A 24293-nucleotide genomic window follows, 5' to 3' on the forward strand; every position below is an offset into this window, starting at 1 on the left:
AATTTTCTTTAACCAAAGACATAAAAAAGAAGCGTCCCGGATATTCTCTGAGACGCTTCTTTTTATTTTAAATTATACAGGATTTTCTATATTCCATGGAGTCTTAAATGGACCATTCAAGCAACCAATTGTTTCATTTGTAATCAAACAGTCAGCCAATCTCATCTCCAACTTGCCTTAGCGCTATGTTACAAGAAACACATCATACTTTCCTCTATCAGGTTGTCAAAGATGCTTTTTAGATACACTACCACAATTTTGTGATGCAAAAAATCTTATTTCTACGGGCTTCAACTAAACACTAAGTTCACACCTACCATAGTCAAGTGAGTAAAAGCATGTGCCATAAAAGCACTCTCCAGTCCTCTTTTCCAATAAGCATAACCAAATAACAAGCCACCAATGCTATTCCCCAGGATGACATAAGCATAAACAGGAAACGACACATCAGTAACCAACTGAAATACCATAGGCAGATGTCCCACCGCAAATAAAACTGCCGACAGGAAATTAGCAGACCAAAAAACTGCTGCATTCAGGCTCTTAAAAATCTTATAAAGTACCCAGACAAATAAAGTCATCAGACCGAAGCGGCACAACAGCTCTTCCGTAACACCTCCATATAAAAGCTTTGTGATCAGATTTAATCTCGCATTATCGCTGGAGTCCAACAAGACCTGAGGCAGATAGGGCTTAAAGAAATAAGCAACAGCGAGGATTGCTATTCCTGCTAAAACTCCCAGAACAATACCCTCTACAATAATTCCTTTTAAGCTAAAAGAAGAAGTTCCTCTTTTATCAAATAGTTTTTCAAATAGAGGCACGGATAGATTTACCTTATCGTAAAGAATGGTTCCGATAGTTGTAGCAATCAGTACTAAAACTGCAGGGTTTATCAGCATAAGAAACTTCAGAGTCTCCATCGGGATTTGCTCTGTTACCTCAGGGGGTAAATTTCCTAATGACAAATCAGATAAGAGTAGTGATGCTACACCTGTCAATCCAATAAATGCGAGGATTAACCAAAGTTTAAACTTAAAATTGCGCATTAACTTAGAACTTAATTGATATAACGCTAATGTACTCCTTTTTCAACAAAAAAGCCGAAGGCTAAAAATCACCTCCGGCTTTTTGTATTTAAATTTAATAATGCCAACTGATTAGCTACCGCAGGCCTCACAACCTTCAGGGTTGTCTAGGGAACAAGCCATATCGCTTGCTTTCTGTGCATATGCTGCATCCTGTGCTTCTTTGTTTACAACAGGCTCAAGAGCAACATCTGCCTGTTTCTCCACCGTAAACTTGATAGCATCTGCAGCAGCTTTTGTTCTAAGGTAATACATACCTGTTTTAAGCCCTTTCTTCCATGCATAGAAGTGCATTGAAGTAAGTTTTCCGAAATTAGGATCCTGCATGTGTACGTTAAAGCTCTGGCTTTGGCAGATGTAAGCCCCTCTGTCTGCAGCCATATCGATAAGCGTCTTTTGTTTGATCTCCCAGACAGTTTTGTAAAGATCTTTAATATGCTGAGGAATCTCTTTGATGTTCTGTACAGATCCGTTTGCTTCGATAAGTTTGTTTTTCATCTTATCGTTCCACAGACCTTGTTTGATAAGATCTCTCATCAAATGTTTGTTCACTACAACAAACTCTCCTGAAAGTACTCTTCTGGTATAGATGTTTGAAGTATATGGTTCAAAACACTCGTTATTTCCAAGGATTTGAGAAGTAGAAGCTGTCGGCATCGGAGCAACAAGCAGAGAGTTTCTCACGCCATGTTGTTTTGCTTCCTTCTTCAAAGAATCCCAATCCCATCTGTTAGATGAAGGAGTTACGCCCCACATATCAAACTGGAAGATACCTTTAGAAACAGGAGATCCTTTGAATGTCTCGTACGGACCATGTTTCTTAGCCAGATCTTTTGAAGCGGTCATGGCTGCGAAATAGATCGTTTCGAAGATATCTGTGTTCAATGCTTTTGCTTCTTCAGATTCAAATGGCATTCTCAACATAATGAACACATCCGCTAAGCCTTGAACCCCTAATCCGATAGGTCTGTGTCTCAGATTTGACTTTCTTGCTTCCTCTACAGGATAATAGTTGATATCAATAATCCTGTTAAGGTTTTTCGTTGCTACATAAGTAACATCGTATAATTTCTGATGGTCAAATTTACCGTCAATAACAAATTTAGGTAAAGCCAGAGAAGCCAGGTTACATACAGCTACTTCATCAGGAGCAGTATACTCTATAATTTCAGTGCAAAGGTTGCTTGATTTTATAGTGCCAAGGTTTTTCTGATTTGATTTTTTGTTTGCAGCATCTTTGTACAACATATAAGGAGTACCAGTCTCAGTCTGAGACTCCAGGATTGCAAACCAAAGTTCCTGAGCTTTTACAGTTTTTCTGGCTCTTCCTTCTTTCTCATATTTTTCGTAAAGTGTTTCGAACTCTTTACCATATGTCTCATCAAGGTTAGGAGCCTCGTTCGGACAGAACAATGACCATTCACCGTTTTCTTCAACACGTTTCATGAAAAGATCCGGAATCCATAGCGCATAGAACAGATCTCTGGCTCTAAGCTCTTCTTTACCGTGGTTTTTCTTCAGATCCAGGAATTCGAAGATATCAGCATGCCAAGGCTCAAGATAAATTGCGAATGCACCTTTTCTTTTTCCACCTCCCTGATCAACGTATCTAGCTGTGTCATTAAACACACGAAGCATAGGAATGATACCGTTAGAAGTACCATTGGTTCCTTTAATATAAGATCCTGTAGCCCTTACACCATGTACGCTCAATCCGATCCCCCCGGCAGATTGTGAAATTTTAGCGCATTGTTTCAGAGTGTCATAAATACCTTCTATGCTGTCATCCTTCATTGTTAACAGGAAACATGAAGACAACTGAGCCTTCGGAGTTCCAGCGTTAAATAATGTAGGGGTTGCATGCGTAAACCACTTCTCAGAAAGAAGATTGTAGGTTTCTATCGCAGCATCAATATCGTTTGTATGAATACCTATAGCAACACGCATCAACATGTGCTGAGGTCTTTCAACTATTTTTCCGTCTAATTTAAGAAGATACGATTTTTCAAGGGTTTTGAAACCGAAGTAATCGTAATTATAGTCTCTGTCATAGATAATGCTTGAATCCAGAACAGATGCATTTTTTCTGATTGCTTCATAAACTTCTTTAGAAAGAAGAGAAGCATTTTCACCTGTTTTCGGATCTTCATAAGTATAAAGCCTTTTCATTGTGTTCGAGAAAGACTTGCTTGTGACTTTATGAAGATTAGAGATAGCAATTCTTGCGGCAAGAATGGCGTAATCAGGATGTTTAGTTGTCAGAGAAGCAGCGATTTCAGCAGCAAGATTATCCAACTCTACGGTTGTTACCCCGTCATAAATTCCATCAATTACTTTTTTTGCTACATCAATCGGGTTGACATAATTTATGTCAAGACCATAGCACAGCTTCTCTATCCTCGCCGTGACTTTGTCAAATTTTACAGACTCTCGTCTGCCATCTCGTTTAATTACTAGCATATCAGGGGGTAAAGGTTATTAGTTTTTTGACTGTTTTAAATTATACATTTTAAATTTAAATCCAGTATTTTTTCGATCAATTTCTTTATTTATTCAACTACTTTCTGCTTTTGTAATTTGCAAGCGGAAATCTTACCTCTAAAAATCCTCATCCAGAGAGAATTTGTGGTTGTCTTTCTCATTCATTACTCCAGCTTTTTGATATTCGGCAACTCTCTTTTCGAAGAAGTTGGTTTTACCCTGAAGAGATATCATTTCCATAAAGTCAAACGGATTGGTTACGTTATAAACTTTATTACATCCCAGAGCAACCAAAAGTCTGTCGGCAACAAACTCTATATATTGAGACATCAACCTTGAGTTCATTCCTATAAGATCTACAGGAAGCGCTTCTGTAATGAACTCCTGCTCGATTTTTACAGCATCAGTTATCAGAGCTACCACCTGCTCTTCAGGAAGTTTATTAACGATATATTTAGTATATAACAGACATGCAAAATCGCAGTGTAAGCCTTCGTCTCTTGAAATCAATTCATTAGAGAAGCTCAAACCCGGCATCAGTCCCCTTTTCTTTAACCAGAAAATAGAACAGAAACTACCAGAGAAGAAAATCCCTTCAACCGCTGCAAAAGCAAGTAATCTCTCCACGAAAGACCCCTGACTAATCCATCTCATTGCCCATTCAGCTTTTTTCGCTACACATGGAACAGTCTCCAGCGCATTGAAAAGCTTACTTTTCTCTTTTGGATCTTTAACATAAGTATCAATCAGCAAAGAGTATGTTTCAGAATGGATATTTTCCATCATGATCTGGAAACCATAGAAACATTTAGCTTCAGGATATTGAACCATTTCCAGGAAGCTTGTTGCCAGGTTTTCATTTACAATACCATCACTAGCTGCAAAAAAAGCAAGTACGTGAGTGATAAAGTGTTTTTCACCTTCATTAAGCTTCTCCCAATCAGCGAGATCAGGGGTAAGATCTATTTCCTCTGCAGTCCAGAAGCTGGCTTCTTCTTTTTTATACATCTGCCAGATGTCGTCATGAACGATAGGAAAAAGGACAAACCTGTTTTTATTTTCCTCTAGTAATGGTTCTTTTTTTTCCATGTTACTATATCTAATTTCTTTTAATCAAAACATTTAGAGATTCTTCCCTGTTCATACTGAGAAAAACCTGACAAACTTTATTATCCTGCCCTGTATTATTTAAGGAAAAAAATCCCCTGTTCCTGTTTATTAAAAGAAAGGAACTCTCAGAGATGAAATAAGGATTTTGGAAAAGTTGTGTTACAAATATGATAAAAACGACTTGAAAAATCAAAGGAAAGAAGACCTGGACCGGAGATAGTAAAATCATGTTAGTAAATATAACAAAACCTATTAAAATACAATAAAATACAGGTTATTTTTTAGTTACATTTTGTACTTTTTCAATAGCCTTCAGGCGTAATAATCCAGAAAAATAGTTTTCCACATAGATATTTTAAAAAATGATTTGTTTTTTCAATTCTGTCTCCCTATATTTGCAGTCCGTTTTTAAAAAGATATAATACTGTTATGTACGCAATTGTCGATATAGCCGGAAAACAATATAAGGCAGAAGAAAATAAATTTATCTATACAGATAGATTAGAAGGAACTGAGGGTTCTAAAGTAGAATTTACACAAGTTCTTTTGGTTTCTGACGGAGCAAATACTCAGGTTGGTCTTCCTGTAGTAAGTGGAGTTAAAATTTCCGGAAAAATCCTTTCTCAGGAGAAAGCAGACAAAGTGATCGTTTTCAAAAAGAAGAGAAGAAAAGGTTTCAGAAAGAAAAACGGCCACAGAGCACAATTAACTAAAGTTTTAATCGAAAAAATTTCTAAATAAAGTAACACAATGGCACACAAGAAAGGGGCCGGTAGTTCCAAAAACGGTCGTGAATCACATAGTAAGAGACTTGGCGTTAAAGTTTTTGGTGGCCAGGTTGCAATAGCAGGAAATATCCTTGTTAGACAAAGAGGTACAGCTCACCACCCAGGCAAAAACGTGGGTATCGGTAAAGATCATACTCTCTTCGCTTTAGCTGCAGGTACTGTAGTATTTAAAAAAGGTAGAAACAACAGATCTTACGTTTCTGTTGAACCTTTCGCAAACGCTTAATATTTTTCCAAATAAAATAATTATTAAAAAGCCTCTTTTTCATTTAAAGAGGCTTTTTTTATCTATATACTATTCTCCAGTGTTATTTTATATTATTCTCTGATATGCCCTAAAGCATCATGATACTGCAGGGCTCCCTTTTCAATAATCATCCTTCGCTATTTCTCTTATTTAATTGACACATCCATCTTCAACTTAATGTAAAGTAAAAATCCCATCCTGTTTAACAGCAATGGGATATAATATTATATTTATACCTGTAACTTTTCTATTCTGTTAAAACAATCCGGGCCAACGAACAATCTCCTGAAAAAAGTTCTGAAGAATATTACCGTCTCCTTCTAACAACACAAATACCACCCCGAATAATGCTCCATAAAGGTGAGCATCATGATTGATATGATCTCCTGCTCTTTTGCCCATAAAATAGGAATAGATAAGAAATAAAATCGCATATATAAACCCAGGCATACAGAGTGCAAAGAATATACATATATTCATTCCGACAGGCTCATACAAAATACAACCGAATATAACAGCTGACACACCTCCTGATGCTCCCAATGAATTATACCTATGATTATTTCTATTTTTAAAATAAGATGGCAAATCTGAAACTACTATAGCTGAAAGATATAAAAGAACAAATTCAACTACCCCCATCTTTGCTGCCAATAAATCTCCAAAAAAGAATAAAGACAACATATTAAAAAACAAATGCATATAATCTGCATGAATAAAACCTGAAGTGATGAACCGGTAGTACTGCTTTTTATTGCTGATCATGTAAGGATTTAACATCCATCCGGAATACACTGATTCATTATTCCATGCATAAAGACTGCATGCAACAGTAATAATTATTAAAATAATAGTGATAGACATACTTTAACTTTCTCTTTTCATAAGCCCGTTCGCAAAACGGAGCAGATGCGATTTCCTTATTAAGGGGGCTTTAACTTTTTCTAACTTTTGAATACCTGCGTTATAGTATTCAGACATTTTTGCTTCAGTTAGTTCCTTTATCTTCAGAGAATCATAAATTTCTTTTACTTTTTTTACCTTTTCATCATCTTTCAATGACTGACTTTCCAGAACTGAAATAAGCTTTTTCTTACCAGCTTCATTACTCTTTTCCAAAGCAGTTATCAAAAGATAAGTTTTCTTTTTCGCTACAATATCCCCCCCAACTTTCTTTCCAAATTTTTCCTGATCTGCATATACATCCAGAAGATCATCCATCAACTGAAATGCCAGACCTATATTTTCACCGAATTCTTTAAGCAATTCCAGATCCTTTTCTTCTGCTCCTCCAATAATTCCTCCAAGCTTAAGACTGAATCCAAGAAGGACTGCTGTTTTCTTACGAATCATATCGACATAAGCAGGAATTGACACGTTCTCCGTTCCTTCGTAATTCATATCCAGCTGTTGGCCTTCACAGACTTTAGCTGCACAATCATTGAATGCCCTTATGATTTCACGAAGTTTTGAACCTTCGGATTCCAATAAAAGATCATAAGCTTTTACAAGCATTACATCACCGGAAAGTATTGCGGTATTGATATTCCACTTTTCGTGAACGGTAGGTTTTCCTCTTCTCAGAGGTGCTTTATCCATAATATCATCATGTATTAAGGTGAAATTATGGAAATACTCTACAGCCATGGCTGGCTTAATAGCCCTATCCCACTCCTCAGAAAATAAATTTGCGGCCATAAGCGTAAGCAATGGCCGCAATCTTTTTCCACCAAGGGATATAATGTAGTTTATAGGTTCGTAAAGTTCAACGGGAGAATCACCCGGACTGTGCGCATTGAATGCAGCTTCAAGCTTATTTAAAGCTCTTTCTTGACTGAAAATCATTTTCCGGCAAAAGCAAGATCTATACTTCGTTTTTCAAGGTTGGTGTTCATCACCTTCACCTTTACATGATCTCCCAAAGTAAATATTTTTTTATTTCTTTTGCCTATTACTCTATAATTTTCTGCATCAAGCTCATAAAAATCATCTTCCAGTTCGCTCAGACGAATCATTCCTTCGCATTTTGTTTCAACGAGCTCTACAAACATTCCAAACTCTACCACTCCACTGATGATACCTTCAAACTCCTGACCAATCATGGTCTCCATAAATTCTACCTGCTTATACTTGATGGAAGCTCTTTCCGCTTCTGCGGCTACCTTTTCCATATCAGAAGAGTGCTCACAAAGATCTTCATAATAAGTCTTATTCTCAGACTTGCCTCCATTAAGATAATGTTCCAATAGTCTGTGAACCATTACGTCCGGATACCTTCTTATCGGAGAAGTGAAATGGGTATAGTGCTTATATGCCAGACCAAAGTGCTTTTCCGGATCTGTCGTGTATTTTGCTTTTGCCATAGATCTTATGGCTAGACTTTGTAATACATTTTGCTCCGGAGTATTTTCGACATCTGTTACAAGTTTGTTTAATGCATTGGATAGATCTTTATCTTTCAGATCCAGGTTATGGCCGAATTTTCTTGCAAAAATGGCAAGTGAATTAAGCTTTTCAGGATCCGGATGATCGTGAATACGATAGACAAATGTATTTTTCTCATCACCTTTTTTCATAAAATAGACATACTCAGCTACTTTACGATTAGCAAGAAGCATCCAATCCTCTATAAGTTTATGGGCATCCTTCCTGACTTTCGGATATACGCCAAGTGGCTTGCCCTTTTCATCTAGTTTGAATTTTACTTCTACAGTTTCAAATGCAATTGCACCTCTTCTGAAACGATCCGCTCTCATTATTTTGGCCAACTCATCAAGGGCAAAGATCTCCTCTTTAAAATCCCCGTCCTTCCCTTCCAGAATTTCCTGTACCTCTTCATAAGCAAATCTTCTGTCCGAATGAATAATGGTTTTACCAAACCATTCGTCCAATATTTTACCCTGATGATTCATCTCAAAGACTGCCGAGAATGTCAGTTTATCTTCATGAGGTCTTAAAGAACAAAGGTTGTTGGAAAGTTTTTCCGGAAGCATCGGAACTACACGATCCACAAGGTAAACAGAAGTCGCTCTTTTGTACGCCTCCTTCTCGAGCGGTGTTCCTGGTCTTACATAGTGTGTCACATCAGCTATGTGTACTCCTACCTCCCAGTTCCCGTTTTCTAGTTTCCTGATAGATAGTGCATCATCAAAGTCTTTTGCATCAACCGGGTCAATTGTAAAAGTTGTAATCGATCTGAAATCTCGTCTTTTCTTTATTTCACTTTCCGGTATTTCTACCGGAATTTTATCTGCATCCCTTTCTACAGTTTCAGGAAACTCCCAAGGCAGACCGTATTCAGCCATAATAGAGTGCATTTCTACATCATTTTCACCTGCATTTCCTAACACTTCTATTACCTCTCCTACAGGATTATGATTTTTATCCGGCCATTCAACAATTCTGGCTACTACTTTTTGTCCTTCTTTGGCGTCTTTGATTTTATCTAAAGGAATAAAAATATCGTAGAAAATCTTCCTGCTGTTTGGAATTACGAAAGCAAAACGTGGTGATAGTTCTATTTTTCCGACAAAATCGGTTCTCTTTCTTTCAAGTATTTCAACTACTTCCCCTTCCGGGCTGCGACCTCTATCCCTCTTACCTTTCAGAAGTACTTTTACGATATCTCCATCAAATGCAAATTTGAGATTATTCGCACTCACCCAGATATCTTCTTTAGAATCTTCTGAAATGACATAGGCAAATCGCTGATTGACATGATCTACTCGACCGACAATATGATTACCGTCTGATTTATAATTGATTTTGTAGGTACCGCTCTGTGTTCTTGCTACCTGACCTGACCTGACAAGATTATCAAGTTCCGTGGCAAACTGGCCTTTTACAGCCTGATCTTTTAAGCCTACTTTTTTTATAATCTCTTTAAAAGAATATGCTTTTGATTTTGCCCTGCTAAGCAAACTCAAAAGCTTATCTTTTATATTATTTTCATGTCCTGGCTTATCCTTCTTATTTTTGCTTTTTGTCATGACTATTGAGGTTACCGACCCTGACTCCTCTTCAACATAGCATTCCTGATGGCGGCAAGGTCTCCTTTTGGAATTGAATTTATCAATTTCTTTGTATATTCTGACTGAGGGTTGTTATATATTTCTTCAGCATATCCTATTTCTTCTATTTTTCCTTTATTCATCACCAGAATTCTGTCTGACATGAACTTCACAACCGACAAGTCATGAGAGATAAAAATAGAGGTAAAGTTAAAATCCTCTTTAAGCTTATTTAACAAGTTAAGCACCTGAGCCTGAACCGAAACATCCAATGCCGAGACCGATTCATCGCATATTATAAATTTAGGATTTAATGCTAAAGCACGGGCAATACATATCCTTTGTCTTTGTCCACCCGAAAATTCATGTGGATATCTTTCAAATTGTTTTGCACTTAAACTTACTGTCTCCAGAAGCTCTACTGCTCTCCTCCTTCTTTGAAAGTCACTTTCCAATACTCCATTTATACGCATTGGTTCTATGATGGCTTGTCCAACCGTCATTCTTGGATTAAGAGAAGAATACGGATCCTGAAAAATGATCTGCATATCTTTACGCAACTTTCTCAACTCTTCCCCCTGAACATCTTTTATGCTCTTTCCTTCAAAATAAATATCCCCGCCAGTTGGTTCAATTAGTCTTAAAATTGTCCTTCCAAGTGTAGTTTTTCCACAACCGGATTCACCTACAAGTCCTAAGGTTTCACCGGGATAAACGTCAAATGAAACATTATCTACTGCTTTTACATAATCAGTAACTTTTCCGAATAAACCTTTAGAGATTGGAAAATAAGTCTGCAGGTCTTTAACTTTAAGATGGGGCTCCTTTTTCTTAAGGTCATCCTGGCGCTCTTTGATTTCGTCTTCAGAAACAAAGTTGTAAAGTAAAGCATGGCCAACAGACGAAAACTTATGATCTTTTTTTTCAACAATATTACCAGACTCATCTCTTTCCATAAAATCAGAGACTACAGGTAGAACCCTTAATTTCATATTCAGTCGAGGGCGACAAGCTAGGAGACCTTTTGTATAAGGGTGTTGAGGATTATTAAATATATCATACGTTGTGCCAGACTCGACAACCTTTCCATGATACATCACCATTACCCTATCGGCAATTTCTGCTATTACCCCAAGATCATGTGTAATAAAAATAATAGACATATTATTTTCATCTCTGAGCTGACTCATCAGCTCCAGAATTCTTGCCTGCACTGTGACATCCAAAGCAGTAGTAGGCTCATCTGCTATAAGCACCGACGGGTTACAGCTCATAGCCATTGCAATCATTACCCTTTGTTTTTGTCCACCAGAAATCTGATGTGGGTAGGCATAGAATATATCGTTGGGTCTTGGGAGTTTTACCTTTTCAAAAAGTTCTATTGTTTTTTTTCTGGCTTCTGCTTTGGAAAGTTTTTGATGCAGCAAAATAGCCTCCATCACCTGATCTCCGCAGGAGTATACAGGATTAAGAGATGTCATAGGCTCCTGAAAGATCATGGAAATATCATTGCCTCTTTCCTGCTGCATCTCTCGCTCGCTTATTTTCGTCAGATCAAGAATTCCTTTATCGGGCGAATTAAATAAAATACTTCCACCAACAATTTGTCCTATAGGTTTTGGGACAAGTTGCATAATCGAAAGGGCTGTTACAGATTTTCCGGAACCAGATTCTCCAACAATGCCAAGAGTTTCCCCTCTTTTGAGTTGAAAGCTAACATCATCTACAGCTTTGACAATATTATCTTCTGATTTAAAGTATGTCTTTAAATTTCGAACATCTAGCAAAAACTCATCTTTTTTCCCGCCGTTAGCAGACATCTGTGTAATATTCTGATCTCAAATAAATTAACCGAAACAAAAGAAATTATTCATCAATTGCAAAACAAAATATTTTTTTCCCTGACCAGCTCAAGACAATGTAACCTCAGAAAAACCTGAGCAGTGACGAGCACATCCTTCTCACAATAAGTTCTGATAGCATCAAGACCATCTTCCTTGTAGTAAGACACATTGACATAACTTCCGTCCATCTGATCCTTACTTGTCGGGATATCGAATACTGTGGCTAAAGTTTCCAGAGAGGTATAGTTTTTCCTATCTCCAAACTTCCACATTTCCAATGTATCATAGTGCAGGATTTCCCAAGGCTTTTTTCCTGATATGTTTAATGCTTCAGGAATTGGGATAGAATTTATAAGCATTCTGCGACATAAATAAGGAAAATCAAATTCTTTCCCATTGTGCGCACAAAGTCTTAGTTTTCTGGGATCAAATTTTTCAAGCAGGCGTTTAAAATCTTCTAAAAGTTCTTTTTCATTATGCCCCCAGAAAGATTTTATTTTAAGAGATAACTCCCCCTGCTGAAAAAAGAAAAAACCTACTGAAATGGTGATTACTTTTCCAAACTCGGAAAATATAGCTCCTTTTTCAAAATAAAGTTCGTCGGGTTCTTTCTGATCATCAATCATCCCTGACTTTTTCGTCCAGAGATGCTTCAGCCTGTCACTAAGCTCATGATACGAGGCCGTACCTGTGACAGTTTCAATATCCAGGAATAAAATGTCCCCGGCATTTTTCAGTATGTCCATTTCTAAAAAGCTGATTGTTTCCCTAAATTTTAGAGATAAAAATCCTTTTTCCAAATATACACTGTAAATCAGGTATCAGGTATGTAAAATTCCCTGAAGTTCAAGTTGAGGAATAAACACCAGATTCTCTTCTATAATACTTTCCGGTACGAAAATAAATTTCTTATCGAAAATCTGATTATTGACATAGTAACTGATCCAGTATTCATTATATAAATGAAATACAGCCGGATCTATAGGTTCAATCTTAAGTGTGCTTTCAGATTGAAGTAACTGAATATGATGCCTTAATGTTGATGTAATCTGCTGTTCACCCTCCTTTGGTCCATAACCCTTTGAACGGATGGTTATATCTTTTAAATCGAATTTATTTTCATTAATCATGAAAACATTCCAACTGTATTCTCCGGTTTCACCTTCTCTGACTACAGCCACAGAAACACCTTCTACCTGGGGGAATAAAATATCCTTTTTCATTGATTTTGAAATTTACTTTTGAACAATTGTCATTTCAAATAAAGCTGTCAGCTTTTCTTTCAAAATAACTTCTACTTCTTCCATATTAACTTTCTTTCCAATTTCTGCTTCAATTGAAGTAACTGCCTTATCTGAAATACCACAAGGTACTATATTATTAAAATAATTTAGATCCGCATTCACATTTATAGCAAATCCGTGCATGGCCACCCATCTGCTGGTTTTTACGCCTAAAGCACAAATTTTTCGTCCTTTTTCAGGAATATCCGAATTAATCCAGACACCGGTAAGTCCTTCAATTCTCCCTCCTTTAATACCAAATTCTGCAATAGTCTGAATGACTCCTTCTTCCAGTAATCTCAGGTATTTATGAATATCGGTAAAATAATTTTCCATATCTATCACCGGATAACCAACTAACTGCCCTGGTCCATGATAGGTGATATCACCACCTCTGTTGATATGGTAAAATTCAATCCCTTTCTTTTTAAGCTGATCTTCCTGTAAAAGCAAATGAGTAGCATCTCCGCTTTTGCCCAGAGTATAAACATGGGGATGCTGACAAAACAACAAGTAATTAGGTGTAGGCATTTGGTCTTCCGCAGGAATTCCTCTGTTTGAAAGTTTAACAGATACAATTTCATCAAAAAGCTTAGTTTGATAGTCCCAGGCTTCTTTGTAACTTATAAGACCAAGATTTTCAAAAAAGACTTTTTTATTAATTACTTCATTCACAACTTTATAGCTTTACACCTGAATTTCAGGGTACCAAGATACTTCATTAACGCATCAACGACAAAAAGCTAATGGGAAACAATGTAATTTCGGGGAAAAACGGGGAGGACATAGCAGGAAAATTCCTGGAGACAAAAGGTTACTCTATACTCTTTCGGAATTACCGCTATAAAAAGCTTGAGATCGATATAATAGTCCGTAAAGAAAATTTGCTGGTTTTTGTTGAGGTCAAAAAAAGAAAAAATTCAAAATTCGGCTTTCCGGAAGCTTCTGTCTCCGAAAGAAAAGCTTCACTGGTTATGACTGCCGCTGAGAACTTTATTTTTGAAAATGACTGGAAAGGCCCGATTCGGTTTGATATCGTTGCAATAACCGGACAAGAGATTGTCCATTTTGAGGACGCATTTCATTAGGAGTGAACAGTAAACAGGATTTGTTGCTCTCTCTGTTTTCTGTTACTGTTTTCTGTTCCTGTTACTATTAGGAGGTCGTTGAGCCTGCTTCTTACCCGAAGGATCTTTTCCACCGGTTTTGGTAACTGGCACAGCCTTACCGTTCTGGACAATCAAATTCCCTTCATTATCCCATTCAGTAAGTACATAAGGCTCAAACTGTTCATCTTTGTATGGACTCGCCGGATATTGAGTTTCTTTTCTGCGCTTGTTCTTTTCTGTAAAATACTCCACCCAGATCCCAACCTTAATACCATCGATATATTTTCCCTGAATCAGGGTCCAGCCTTTTTCATTGAACAGACAATAAGTGCCATTAAGCTGCTTATTAACCAGCGGCTTTACTTCTTTTACCTTTGTCCTTTCATTGTCAAAGTAGGTAATTTCTGATTCTTTTGGCCAGCCTTTGTAAAACTTGACTTTATCAATCAGAATATTATTCTTTCCATAACGTTCCCATCTTGCATGCTTTGTACCGACATAAAAAACTCCAGACTCTACTACCTCTCCACCTACAGTTTTCTTATAGGGGCCATGCAGTATTCTATAATTAAGAAGTTCTTTTTGATTAATTGAGGTAACTTTTAAAACCTTTCTTTTACGGGCATCAAAAACATAATATTCTCCCACATATGGATTCGGCTCTTTATAGGTTTTCAGCAAATGAAAAGTTTCTATGGTAACCTGCTTCCCTCTTCCCATTTTTGTAAATCCTTTGCGGGTTTTTATTCCGTAGAAAACGTTTTTTTTCCTTTTCTTTTTCTTTGCTTTATTGGGAATACTATCAGCGGCTACCAATATATCTGGGATAGAATCAGTAGCAAACGAGTCAGACGGACCATCATTTTGAGCAAATGAAGGAGCGGCTATTCCCATTAAAATAAAAAGCCATAAAGAAAGCTTACGGAAGTTTAAAAAAGCCATTCCAGTTTATTTTCTACCCGTTAGAAACGTTTGATGAGCAAAAATAATATATCAAAACAAAAATTCATTCTGCAGATTGATCTTCCTGATTAAATAAGATTTTGATTACAACATAAATTAATTGCTTTCCTTCAAATCTTTGATGAGTTGCTGTTCTTCAAACTTGTGAGGAATAGTTACATCGAAATAAAGTTTTTCCAACTTCTGCTTATTCTTTCCCAGAATCCAGACATCATAAAAACGGTTGTCCTTCAAAATAGTCTGACGCTCTAAAATTCTAAACCCAAGGGCGCTGAGAACTTCCATTTCATCTCCAAAAAAAACAACCTGATAAGCTGTTTCCGGAGATTTACCATCTCCAGAAGCAAGCACAGCTTTAAGTAAAACATTGTATTTGCTTCTGACAATTACTTCTTCTTTTTTAGCCAAAGATCTTAATGCATAGGACTTTTCAAAAAGAACTGTCAGGTCGGTTGGCACAGAATGACCAATGCTATCAGCCAGATCGATTACATCTTCAAACTTTTTTGCATAATTCAAGTCCTTCAATCTTTTTTCCAGCTCATCCATTTCAAAAGGAAAGTAGTTTTCCCGAAATGCAAATCCATAATAAAGGTGTTTAAAATCTTCCTTCTTTAAGGTTGTATCAAGAGAATTAAACCGTTTGAGCAATAAAGGATAGAAAAATCTGCTTTCAGGATTTTTAATAGCCAGCTCTATTTCCTTTACATCAATTTGTTGCCCTTGAATAGACAAAACACCAAACAATAGCAAAAAACAAATGATTAACCCTGATTTCATTTATTTAAGCTCCGGCTTTTTCTACTCTTAATCCAAATGAATAAATCTGAGGAAGAGGATTTTGTCTCATGTATTGCCTTACTTTCAATTTGTATTTTCCTGAATAAGGGAAAACATAACTAGGTAACGCTAATACCCTGAAATCGTAAACACCACCTACTCCTTTACCAAAAGGTTTTCCGGTTTTAGAATCCATCAGATCCATTCCCTGAAGCTTTTGATTAAGCTCTCTGCCCGCTGAATCCAATAAATTGTATTTTACATAGAGATTATAAAAAGGATAATCAACCGAATACCTCACATTATACAATACATTGTACATCTGTCTGTGATCCGGCACCTCAAAATCAAAGATAAGTTCCTTATCCTCATCCCATTTATTATCAGGCAAATCAAAATTCTGTTCGTATATCCTCGATTTGTCGCAAGAGCTTAAAATAAATAAAATCAGGACTAGAAAAGTCGAAATTCTGTTTTTCGTCATACTTGTTTGTCCGGCGTAGTATTCGGATTAATATTTGTATTTTTCTGATCAGATCCCTGTCTGTTAGGATTCCCTCCTCTAGGATGATTTGGATTGCCCTTAGGTTGATTAGGATTGCCCTTAGGTTGATTAGGATTGCCCTTGTGCTGTTGATTAGGATTGCCTTTGGGCCTGTTTTGATTTTCCCTCGGCACGTTTTGACCTCCTTTGTTCTGATTATCCCTAGGAGTATTCTCTCTCTGCTGTTGTTTTTCCCTTGGATTATTCTGAGAAGAAGGTCCTTTTTCCCTGTTAGGTTGATTGCTCCTCTCTCTATTCGGGTGCTGGTGTTGTTTCTGAGCCTGAGGCCTTCTTTCCTGCTGCGGTTTCCTTTCCTGGTCAGAACCAGAAGTTTCCCCCTGAACATTTCCAGAAGCAATCACAGTATTAGGACCTTTTGATTTCTTCTTCTTCTTTTTCTTCTTTTTATACTTCTCATCCAGACGTTTCAATTCATTCAAATCGTCTTCTGCCTTTTTCTCTTCATCCTGGAGTGAAGTATCGTGTTCATCCAAAGAAGCAGGAGTAACACCCTTCTTATTCAATTCAAGAATTGCATTAACCCTTTCAACAGAAAGCGGGTACCAAGTGGTATCCTCTCTGTATCCAAACCACATTATTTTCTTGAAGATATCAGTTTTTTGCAAATATGCTTCACCTCTTTCAGTAAGTAGTGGATCTTCAACAGTAGGAATATCTTTTAATGCATCCACATAGGTGTCAAGCTCATAATTGAGACAGCACTTCAATCTTCCGCATTGACCTGAAAGTTTACTTGGATTCAAAGAAAGATTTTGATACCTGGCGGCAGAAGTAGAAACACTTTTAAAATCCGAAAGCCATGTTGAACAGCAAAGTTCCCTTCCGCATGAACCAATCCCACCTAGACGACCGGCTTCCTGTCTAAGGCTGATCTGCCTCATTTCTACCCTGATTTTAAATTCAGTAGCTAGACATTTAATCAGTTCACGAAAATCTACTCTGTCGTCAGCAGAATAATAAAAGGTAGCTTTAGTATTATCGGCCTGATACTCAACATCTGTCAGCTTCATGTCAAGCTTCAGCTCGTTGATTATTTCACGGGTACGGAAAAGTGTCGGAAGCTCTCTTTTCTGAGTGCTTTCAAATTTCTCCAGATCCTTTGCATTGGCAATGCGGTAGATATCACGAATCTGATCATCGTCAACGATACTCTTTTTTTTCATCTGAAGACGCACCAATTCACCTTGCAGAGAGACAAAGCCTAAGTGATGTCCATTAGGGACATTAACTATGACCGGATCTCCATTATTAAGTTCAATGTCATTGACATTTCTGAAATATTCTTTTCTTCCGCCCTTAAAACGTATTTCGGCTATTTTAAATGAAGATATTCTGGTAGGCTCCATATTTCCGAGCCAGTCAAAAGTATTCATTTTATTGCATCCGCCAGACGAGCATCCTCCGCTTTTTCCGCAACCACCTGTGCTACACCCGCCTCCGGAACTACAAGAACTGCATCCCATCTCCTATATATATTTATATGTATGTAAAAATTGTAAATCAATCCATCTAAAATGATGATTTACAAATATATTCTTTATTTTTCAATTAAAGCCAAAAGGTCGAGTCCGATGTCTCTTCTATAATACCTTTTCTCCCAGATTATATTTTCTGCGGCTTTATTTGATTTTGCAAGAGCTTCCTGAATGTCCGATCCTAATCCTGTTAGTGCTATAACCCGTCCTCCATTTGTCACCATCTTGTTATCTTTCAATGCAGTTCCTGCATGAAATGCCAATACTTCCTCAACCTTATCCAGACCGGAAATAACTTTTCCCTTCTCATAATCTTCCGGATATCCTCCTGCTACCAGCATTACTGTAGTTGCTGTCTGATCTGACACTTCCAGATTTACCTGGTGAAGTTTTTTCTCAGCTACTTTTGCTAATACCTCTAAAAAGTCATTTTTGATTCGCGGAATTACCACTTCAGTTTCCGGGTCTCCCATTCGGGCATTATACTCAATAACGAAAGGTTCCCCATTAACATTCATGAGGCCGAAAAAAATAAATCCTACATAATCAATCCCCTCTGCTTTCAAGCCATTTATAGTTGGGATAATTACCTTTTTTTCCACCTTTTCCATAAATGCCTTATCTGCAAAAGGAACCGGCGAAACAGCACCCATTCCTCCAGTATTCAGGCCGGTATCTTTTTCACCTATTCTTTTATAATCTTTAGCTTCGGGAAGAATTTTATAGGTAGAGCCATCAGAAATAGTAAACACTGATAGTTCGACACCATCAAGATATTGTTCTATAACTACTTTGGCACTTGCTTCTCCGAATTTCTTATCTTCCAGCATCTCTCTCAATGCTGTCTTTGCTTCGTCCTGTGATTGAGCAATGATAACGCCTTTACCAGCAGCCAGACCGTCAGCTTTCAGCACTATAGGAAGACTTTGCGTCTCAATGTATTCAAGACCACGATTAAGCTCATTCGCAGTAAATGTCTTAGAGGCAGCAGTAGGAATCCCATATTTCACCATAAAGCTTTTGGAGAAATCCTTACTTCCTTCCAATTGAGCTCCTTCTTTAGAAGGGCCAATGACAGGTATTTGTTTTAAGGAATCTGTACTTCTGAAATAATCAACGATCCCCTCAACCAGTGGCACTTCCGGACCGACAAGCACAAGACCAACCTGATTATCCAAACAAAACTTACCTAGTTTTTCAAACTCAGTAACCTGAATAGGCACATTGGTTGCGATTTCCTCTGTTCCTCCATTTCCAGGAGCTACGAAAAGTTTTTTACAAAGCGGACTTTGTTTTATTTTCCAAGCGAAGGTATGTTCTCTTCCTCCCGACCCAACAATTAGAATATTCATTTATATTATAATGCGTATATTTTTGCGTATTGTGATACAAGTTTAGTTTGCAAGTTCTGACAGAAACTTAATTCTCATCAGACGAATTTCTTCTTCAGAATAGTCTCCTCCCAGGGTTTTCATTGCCAGTGCAATGTTATCATTTTCTGCACCCATAAAATAATCATAGATTTCATCCTGTTTATCTCCATCCATGATTTGATCGATATAATAATCCAGAGTAAGCTTGGTTCCTGAATAACAGATATGTTCTATTTCTTCTGTCAGTTCCGCCAGTGTAAGACCTTTGGCTTCTGCAATTTCATCCAGGTCTATTTTCCTGTCAATCTGCTGAATAATAAAAATTTTGATTTTGGATTTATTTACAGAAGATTTTACAACGACATCAGAAGCAGTCTCAATATCATTATCCTCAACATACTTCTTAATCAGCTCAATAAAAGGTCTTCCGAACTTCTGCACCTTTCCCATTCCCACACCATTGATATGGCTTAGTTCATCATTCGTTGTAGGAAAAGTAGTAGCCATTTCTTCTAGAGATGGATCCTGAAAAATCACATAAGGAGGTAAACCTTTGTCTTTTGCTATTTTCTTTCTTAGAGCCTTTAAAGAGTCAAAAAGTGCAGGATCATAAGACTTAGCTGTCGATGCCTGCTTTTCAATTTCCTCTTCCGAAGTCTCTCCTGAAAAATCATGATCCTTACTGAATAACAATGGCACAGGGTTTTCTAGGTATGCCAGGCCTTTTTCAGTAGCTTTAAGAATTCCGAAATTATCTATATCTTTCTCAAGTAACTCCTGCAATACAATTTGTCTGTATAGAGAGTTCCAATATTCTATGGTCTGATCTTTTCCTTTGCCAAAAACTTCCAACTCATTATGATTGTAGCTTTTGACATATTCATTTTCCATTCCTGCTAGTACCAGACTTAAATGACTTGCATCAAATCTTTCCTCTGTCTGCATTACTGCTTTAACTGCCAGCACTACTTCATCCTGCGCTTCGAATTTCTCCTTAGGCTTAATGCAGTTATCACAAAACCCGCAATCTTTTTCTACAGTTTCACCAAAGTAGTGTAATAGCTGCTTTCTTCTGCAAACAGAAGACTCAGCGTAAGCAGCCATCTCTTGGAGCAGATGTTTGGCATTATCACGCTCTGTTACTGATTTATCTTTGTTAAACTTCTCAAGTTTCAGTATATCCTCGTAAGTATAAAACATGATACAGTTTCCTTCAAGTCCATCCCTTCCGGCTCTTCCTGTTTCCTGATAATATCCTTCCAGAGATTTGGGGGCATCATAATGAATCACATAGCGAACATCCGGTTTGTCGATTCCCATCCCAAAGGCAATAGTAGCAACAATTACATCCGCATCCTCATTCAGGAAGGCATCCTGATTGTTCATTCTTATACTTGCATCCAGACCTGCGTGATATGGCAATGCCTTAATGCCATTGACTTTTAGCAGTTCTGCGATCTCTTCTACTTTTTTTCTGCTAAGGCAATAGACAATACCTGACTTCCCTTTATTGTCAAGGACGTATTTAATCAGCTGTTTTTTGGTATTGTGTTTTTTACGGACTTCATAGTAAAGATTCTTCCTGTTAAATGAAGACTTAAATAAAGCCGCTTCCTCCATATGGAGGTTCTTTTGAATATCTATTTGAACTTTAGGAGTTGCAGTAGCAGTAAGCGCTATGATAGGTAAGCCAGGACCAAGCTGGTCGATAATGTTTTTTATTTTCCTGTATTCTGGTCTGAAGTCATGCCCCCATTCAGAAATACAATGAGCTTCGTCAATTGCGACAAAAGAGATATTTCCCTTTTTAAGGAATTCAATATTTTCTTCTTTAGTCAGAGACTCCGGCGCTACATAAAGCAGTTTGATATCACCACTCAGTGTTTCTTTTTTTACTTTGTTAATCTCGACTTTTGTCAGTGTTGAATTTAAAAACTGTGCATTGACTCCCAGTGCATTTAACTGGTCAACCTGGTTTTTCATCAAAGCGATAAGAGGGGAGATAACTATGGCCGTACCTTTTGTCATGATTGCCGGCAACTGATAGCAAAGAGATTTTCCGGCCCCTGTAGGCATTATAACAAAAGTGTTTTTTCCGGCTAAAACATTGCTAATGATTTCCTCCTGATATCCTCTAAATTGATTGTAACCAAATACAGCCTTAAGCTGGCCGATTACCTCAACTTCATTTTCGACTAACATTTTCTCATCTAACATCATTAAATCTTAAAACCTTTATATATTTGTCAGGTAAACAATCGAATGATTCCTTACCTTGAAATTAGTAAAAAATATTAGAAATACAGCAATAAATGTTTTATTGAGTGAAGCAGATGCAATAAAAAAGCTGACAGACTTCATCAATGAAGATTTTGAGAAAACTGTAGAAGCGATCCTTAAGATCAAGGGTAGAGTTGTTGTAACAGGTATTGGGAAAAGTGCAATTATAGGAAGTAAAATTGTTGCCACGCTTAACTCTACAGGAACCCCTGCAGTGTTTATGCATGCAGCAGACGCCATCCATGGTGATCTTGGAATGATACAAAAGGATGACATTGTTATCTGCCTTTCCAAAAGCGGTAATACTCCAGAAATAAAAGTGCTCGTACCTCTGATTAAAAGAACTGGATGTCAAATGATTGCACTAGTAGGCAACACTGAGTCATTTCTTGCTAAAGAAGCTGATTTTATTTTGAATGCCACAGTAGAAAAAGAAGCCTGCCCAAACAATCTGGCTCCAACTACAAGTACAACAGCTACGCTGGCAATTGGAGACGCTTTGGCTGTCTGTTTATTGGAAATGAAAAACTTTTCCAGCAGCGATTTTGCATTATATCATCCGGGGGGATCGCTGGGAAAAAGATTATATTTAAGAGTGGGGGATATTTTTCCTCACAATAGCAGGCCAGTAATAAAAGAAAATGCTGGGATCAAAGAAGTGATTTTCGAAATTTCATCGAAAAGACTCGGAGCTACTGCCGTTGTCAATAAGAATGAAGAACTTATCGGTATAGTTACTGATGGAGATATACGAAGAATGCTTGATAAATTTGGGACAATAGAAGGTATCAGCGCAATTGATATCATGAGCCCGAATCCTAAAACCATAGAAAGCGAGGAATATGCCGTCAATGCTTTAAATATCATGCAGGAAAATAACATTACCCAATTGGTAGTTGTTAACGGGAGAAAAGTAGAGGGTTTTATACATCTCCATGATTTATTAAAAGAAGGGCTTGTCTAATCTTAATTAAGATCAATTTTTAAATTAAAAACATAATGAATAAAGACTATTATGTGGTGATTATGGCCGGTGGGATCGGAAGCAGATTTTGGCCTTTCAGCAGAGAAAAATTCCCAAAACAGTTTCACGATGTATTAGGTACCGGAAAAACTCTTTTGCAACAAACCGCTGAGAGGTATTTCAATATTCTTCCCAAAGAGAATATACTGGTTGTTACAAACAAAATATATGCTGACTTGGTGAAGCAACAACTGCCATTCATGAAAGATGAGCAGATACTGAGCGAGCCTATAGCCAGAAATACTGCACCTTGTGTCGCATATGCATGTTATAAGATAAAACAAAGCAATCCTAATGCAACAATGGTAGTTGCACCTTCAGACCATGTTATTCTTAAGGAAACTGAGTTTGAGTCTACCATAAAAATAGCAATGGATGCCGCTGCGAAAAGTGAAAAGCTTATTACTTTAGGCATTAAACCAAGCAGGCCTGATACGGGATATGGTTATATTCAATATATTGAAGAAAACCCGGACAGAATAAAAAAGGTAAAAACTTTTACTGAGAAACCCCAGCTTGAACTTGCTCAGAAATTCCTGGAAAGTGGTGACTTTGTATGGAACGCAGGAATTTTCATCTGGAATGTAAACGCTATCATAAAGAACTTCCAGAAACACTTGCCTGAAATGGCAGAAATCTTCGAAGAAGGCAGTGGTAAATATTGGTCAAAAGAAGAAGAAACCTTTATTAGTACAGCTTATTCTCAATGCAAGAATGTCTCTATTGACATTGGCATCATGGAGAAAGCAGAAGAAGTGTTTGTAATGCTTAGTGACTTTGGCTGGAGTGACCTTGGCACCTGGAAATCATTGTATGAGCTATCCAATAAAGATGAGAACAGTAATGTGATAGAAGGCAATACGATGCTTTATGATGTTAAAAACTGTATTGTTAAAGTACCAAAAGAAAAATTAGTAGTAGTAGAAGGCCTTGAAGACTTCATCATTGCAGAATTTAATGATGTTCTTATGATCTGCAAAAAAGATCATGAGCAAAGAGTTAAAGACTTTGTTTCAGACACCAAGAATAAGAAAGACGCAAGGTTTATTTAATATAAAAGCCCCGACTCTTCGGGGCTTTCTTTTTTTATAGTCTAGCCCCCTCTTTGACGAACTGCTTCATACAATATCATTCCAGCCGCAACTGATACGTTCAAAGACCCTATTTTTCCAGTCATTGGTATCCTTACAATTTCATCCGCCTTTTTAATGATCTCATCAGAAATACCATCTTCTTCCGACCCCACCACAATTGCAACCGGATCATTGTAAGCCGCCTGGGCTATTGTTTTCTGAGCCTTCTCCGTACATGCTATTACAGACAGCCCGCTTTCTTTAAGGTATTTTATGGTTTTAATAAGGCTTTCCTCTCTGCAGACTGGAATATGATTCAATGCTCCTGCAGAAGTTTTAACTGCATCACTGTTAATCTGAGCAGCCCCTTTCGCAGGGATAACAATAGCATGAACCCCCATACATTCCGCTGTCCTTGCAATAGCCCCAAAATTTCTAACATCAGTAATTCTGTCAAGCACCAAAATCATTGGAACTGTGCCTGACTGAAAGCAATCAGAAATTACATTATCCAAAGAAGCATAGACAATAGAGGACATAAAGCAAATCGCTCCCTGATGATTCTTCTTGGTTATGCGATTAAGCTTTTCTACCGGCACTCTTTGAACCGGCACCTTATGATGAAATGCAGCCTGTAACAATTCATTCATTAAAGGAGAAGACTGTTCCTTCTGAACAAGAATCTTATCAATTTCTTTACCTGCTTCTATGGCTTCAATGATCGGTCTTATACCGAAAAGCAATTCAGATTTATTATGCGGGGAATTTCTCTCCATTTGGTATTCGTTTAAATCACAATG

22 protein-coding genes are annotated in these 24293 nt (G+C 37.4%); 5 read left to right on the top strand and 17 right to left on the bottom strand.

Annotation, left to right across the window (positions count from 1 at the left end; genetic code table 11):
* Window positions 1-290 precede the first annotated feature (290 nt).
* The 3 genes from MYP_RS21905 to MYP_RS21915 all read right to left on the bottom strand — a co-directional run bounded on the left by MYP_RS21905 (window position 291) and on the right by MYP_RS21915 (window position 4658).
* Window positions 291-1049: a CPBP family intramembrane glutamic endopeptidase gene (locus MYP_RS21905; RefSeq protein ID WP_045468465.1), complete on the bottom strand. Its 759-nt coding sequence runs from the start codon at window positions 1047-1049 to the stop codon at window positions 291-293.
* Window positions 1050-1160: 111 nt separating this feature from the next.
* Window positions 1161-3548, bottom strand: coding sequence for a ribonucleoside-diphosphate reductase subunit alpha (locus MYP_RS21910; protein ID WP_045468468.1), 2388 nt, complete (start codon window positions 3546-3548; stop codon window positions 1161-1163).
* 138 nt (window positions 3549-3686) lie between these two features.
* Window positions 3687-4658, bottom strand: coding sequence for a ribonucleoside-diphosphate reductase small subunit (locus tag MYP_RS21915; RefSeq protein WP_045468471.1), 972 nt, complete (start codon window positions 4656-4658; stop codon window positions 3687-3689).
* A gap of 450 nt (window positions 4659-5108) precedes the next feature.
* On the opposite strand from MYP_RS21915, the gene rplU reads away from it, so the two are divergent.
* A complete protein-coding gene (gene rplU, locus MYP_RS21925; protein WP_045468477.1) occupies window positions 5109-5420 on the top strand; it encodes a 50S ribosomal protein L21 in 312 nt (103 codons plus the stop codon).
* A gap of 9 nt (window positions 5421-5429) precedes the next feature.
* Window positions 5430-5693 carry a 50S ribosomal protein L27 gene (gene rpmA, locus MYP_RS21930; protein WP_045468480.1) on the top strand — a complete coding sequence of 88 codons (264 nt, stop codon included), beginning with the start codon at window positions 5430-5432 and terminating at the stop codon, window positions 5691-5693.
* 276 nt (window positions 5694-5969) lie between these two features.
* Here rpmA and MYP_RS21935 read toward each other — a convergent pair whose 3' ends face one another.
* The 7 genes from MYP_RS21935 to lipB form a co-directional block, all read right to left on the bottom strand.
* Window positions 5970-6578, bottom strand: coding sequence for a rhomboid family intramembrane serine protease (locus MYP_RS21935; protein WP_045468483.1), 609 nt, complete (start codon window positions 6576-6578; stop codon window positions 5970-5972).
* Window positions 6579-6581: 3 nt separating this feature from the next.
* A complete protein-coding gene (locus MYP_RS21940) occupies window positions 6582-7559 on the bottom strand; it encodes a polyprenyl synthetase family protein (protein ID WP_045468487.1) in 978 nt (325 codons plus the stop codon).
* Window positions 7556-9703 (bottom strand): ribonuclease R, encoded by a 2148-nt coding sequence (rnr, locus tag MYP_RS21945; protein ID WP_045468490.1) that lies wholly within the window; start codon window positions 9701-9703, stop codon window positions 7556-7558. Before rnr ends, MYP_RS21940 begins: the two co-directional genes overlap by 4 nt.
* An 11-nt stretch (window positions 9704-9714) precedes the next feature.
* Entirely contained in the window at window positions 9715-11544 is a 1830-nt protein-coding gene (locus tag MYP_RS21950) for an ABC transporter ATP-binding protein (protein WP_045468492.1), read from the bottom strand.
* Window positions 11545-11597: 53 nt separating this feature from the next.
* Entirely contained in the window at window positions 11598-12314 is a 717-nt protein-coding gene (locus tag MYP_RS21955; protein ID WP_045468764.1) for a 3'-5' exonuclease, read from the bottom strand.
* A 75-nt stretch (window positions 12315-12389) separates the two neighbouring features.
* Complete coding sequence (locus MYP_RS21960; RefSeq protein ID WP_045468493.1) at window positions 12390-12791, bottom strand: hypothetical protein; 402 nt, start codon at window positions 12789-12791, stop codon at window positions 12390-12392.
* Window positions 12792-12803: 12 nt separating this feature from the next.
* Window positions 12804-13526: a lipoyl(octanoyl) transferase LipB gene (gene lipB / locus MYP_RS21965; RefSeq protein WP_045468494.1), complete on the bottom strand. Its 723-nt coding sequence runs from the start codon at window positions 13524-13526 to the stop codon at window positions 12804-12806.
* Window positions 13527-13597: 71 nt separating this feature from the next.
* Between lipB and MYP_RS21970 the strand changes: the two genes are divergently transcribed.
* A complete protein-coding gene (locus MYP_RS21970) occupies window positions 13598-13939 on the top strand; it encodes a YraN family protein (RefSeq protein WP_045468497.1) in 342 nt (113 codons plus the stop codon).
* 42 nt (window positions 13940-13981) lie between these two features.
* Here MYP_RS21970 and MYP_RS21975 read toward each other — a convergent pair whose 3' ends face one another.
* From MYP_RS21975 to recQ, 6 genes are all read right to left on the bottom strand, one after another.
* Window positions 13982-14902, bottom strand: a complete 921-nt coding sequence (locus MYP_RS21975; protein ID WP_156140790.1) for a toxin-antitoxin system YwqK family antitoxin — start codon at window positions 14900-14902, stop codon at window positions 13982-13984.
* A 117-nt stretch (window positions 14903-15019) separates the two neighbouring features.
* The gene (locus MYP_RS25525; protein ID WP_052430432.1) at window positions 15020-15703 is read right to left on the bottom strand and encodes a DUF4919 domain-containing protein; all 684 of its coding nucleotides are present in this window, start codon (window positions 15701-15703) and stop codon (window positions 15020-15022) included.
* A gap of 4 nt (window positions 15704-15707) precedes the next feature.
* Window positions 15708-16187 (bottom strand): gliding motility lipoprotein GldH, encoded by a 480-nt coding sequence (locus tag MYP_RS21985; RefSeq protein WP_045468500.1) that lies wholly within the window; start codon window positions 16185-16187, stop codon window positions 15708-15710.
* Window positions 16184-17731 (bottom strand): regulatory iron-sulfur-containing complex subunit RicT, encoded by a 1548-nt coding sequence (gene ricT, locus MYP_RS21990; RefSeq protein WP_045468503.1) that lies wholly within the window; start codon window positions 17729-17731, stop codon window positions 16184-16186. The genes MYP_RS21985 and ricT overlap by 4 nt, the downstream gene beginning before the upstream one ends.
* Window positions 17732-17805: 74 nt before the next feature.
* Window positions 17806-19095, bottom strand: a complete 1290-nt coding sequence (gene purD / locus MYP_RS21995) for a phosphoribosylamine--glycine ligase (RefSeq protein ID WP_045468506.1) — start codon at window positions 19093-19095, stop codon at window positions 17806-17808.
* A 42-nt stretch (window positions 19096-19137) separates the two neighbouring features.
* Window positions 19138-21318, bottom strand: coding sequence for a DNA helicase RecQ (gene recQ / locus MYP_RS22000; protein ID WP_045468774.1), 2181 nt, complete (start codon window positions 21316-21318; stop codon window positions 19138-19140).
* A 73-nt stretch (window positions 21319-21391) separates the two neighbouring features.
* Here recQ and MYP_RS22005 point away from each other — a divergent pair, with 73 nt between their 5' ends.
* Both MYP_RS22005 and MYP_RS22010 read left to right on the top strand, forming a co-directional pair.
* Entirely contained in the window at window positions 21392-22360 is a 969-nt protein-coding gene (locus tag MYP_RS22005) for a KpsF/GutQ family sugar-phosphate isomerase (RefSeq protein ID WP_045468509.1), read from the top strand.
* 35 nt (window positions 22361-22395) lie between these two features.
* Entirely contained in the window at window positions 22396-23472 is a 1077-nt protein-coding gene (locus MYP_RS22010; RefSeq protein WP_045468512.1) for a mannose-1-phosphate guanylyltransferase, read from the top strand.
* Between the two features lie 41 nt (window positions 23473-23513).
* Here the strand turns inward: MYP_RS22010 and rlmB are convergent, their stop codons facing one another.
* Window positions 23514-24269 (bottom strand): 23S rRNA (guanosine(2251)-2'-O)-methyltransferase RlmB, encoded by a 756-nt coding sequence (gene rlmB / locus MYP_RS22015; RefSeq protein WP_045468515.1) that lies wholly within the window; start codon window positions 24267-24269, stop codon window positions 23514-23516.
* Between the last annotated feature and the right edge of the window lie 24 nt (window positions 24270-24293).

It is taken from the genome of Sporocytophaga myxococcoides, assembly GCF_000775915.1.
GTDB lineage: Bacteria > Bacteroidota > Bacteroidia > Cytophagales > Cytophagaceae > Sporocytophaga > Sporocytophaga myxococcoides_A.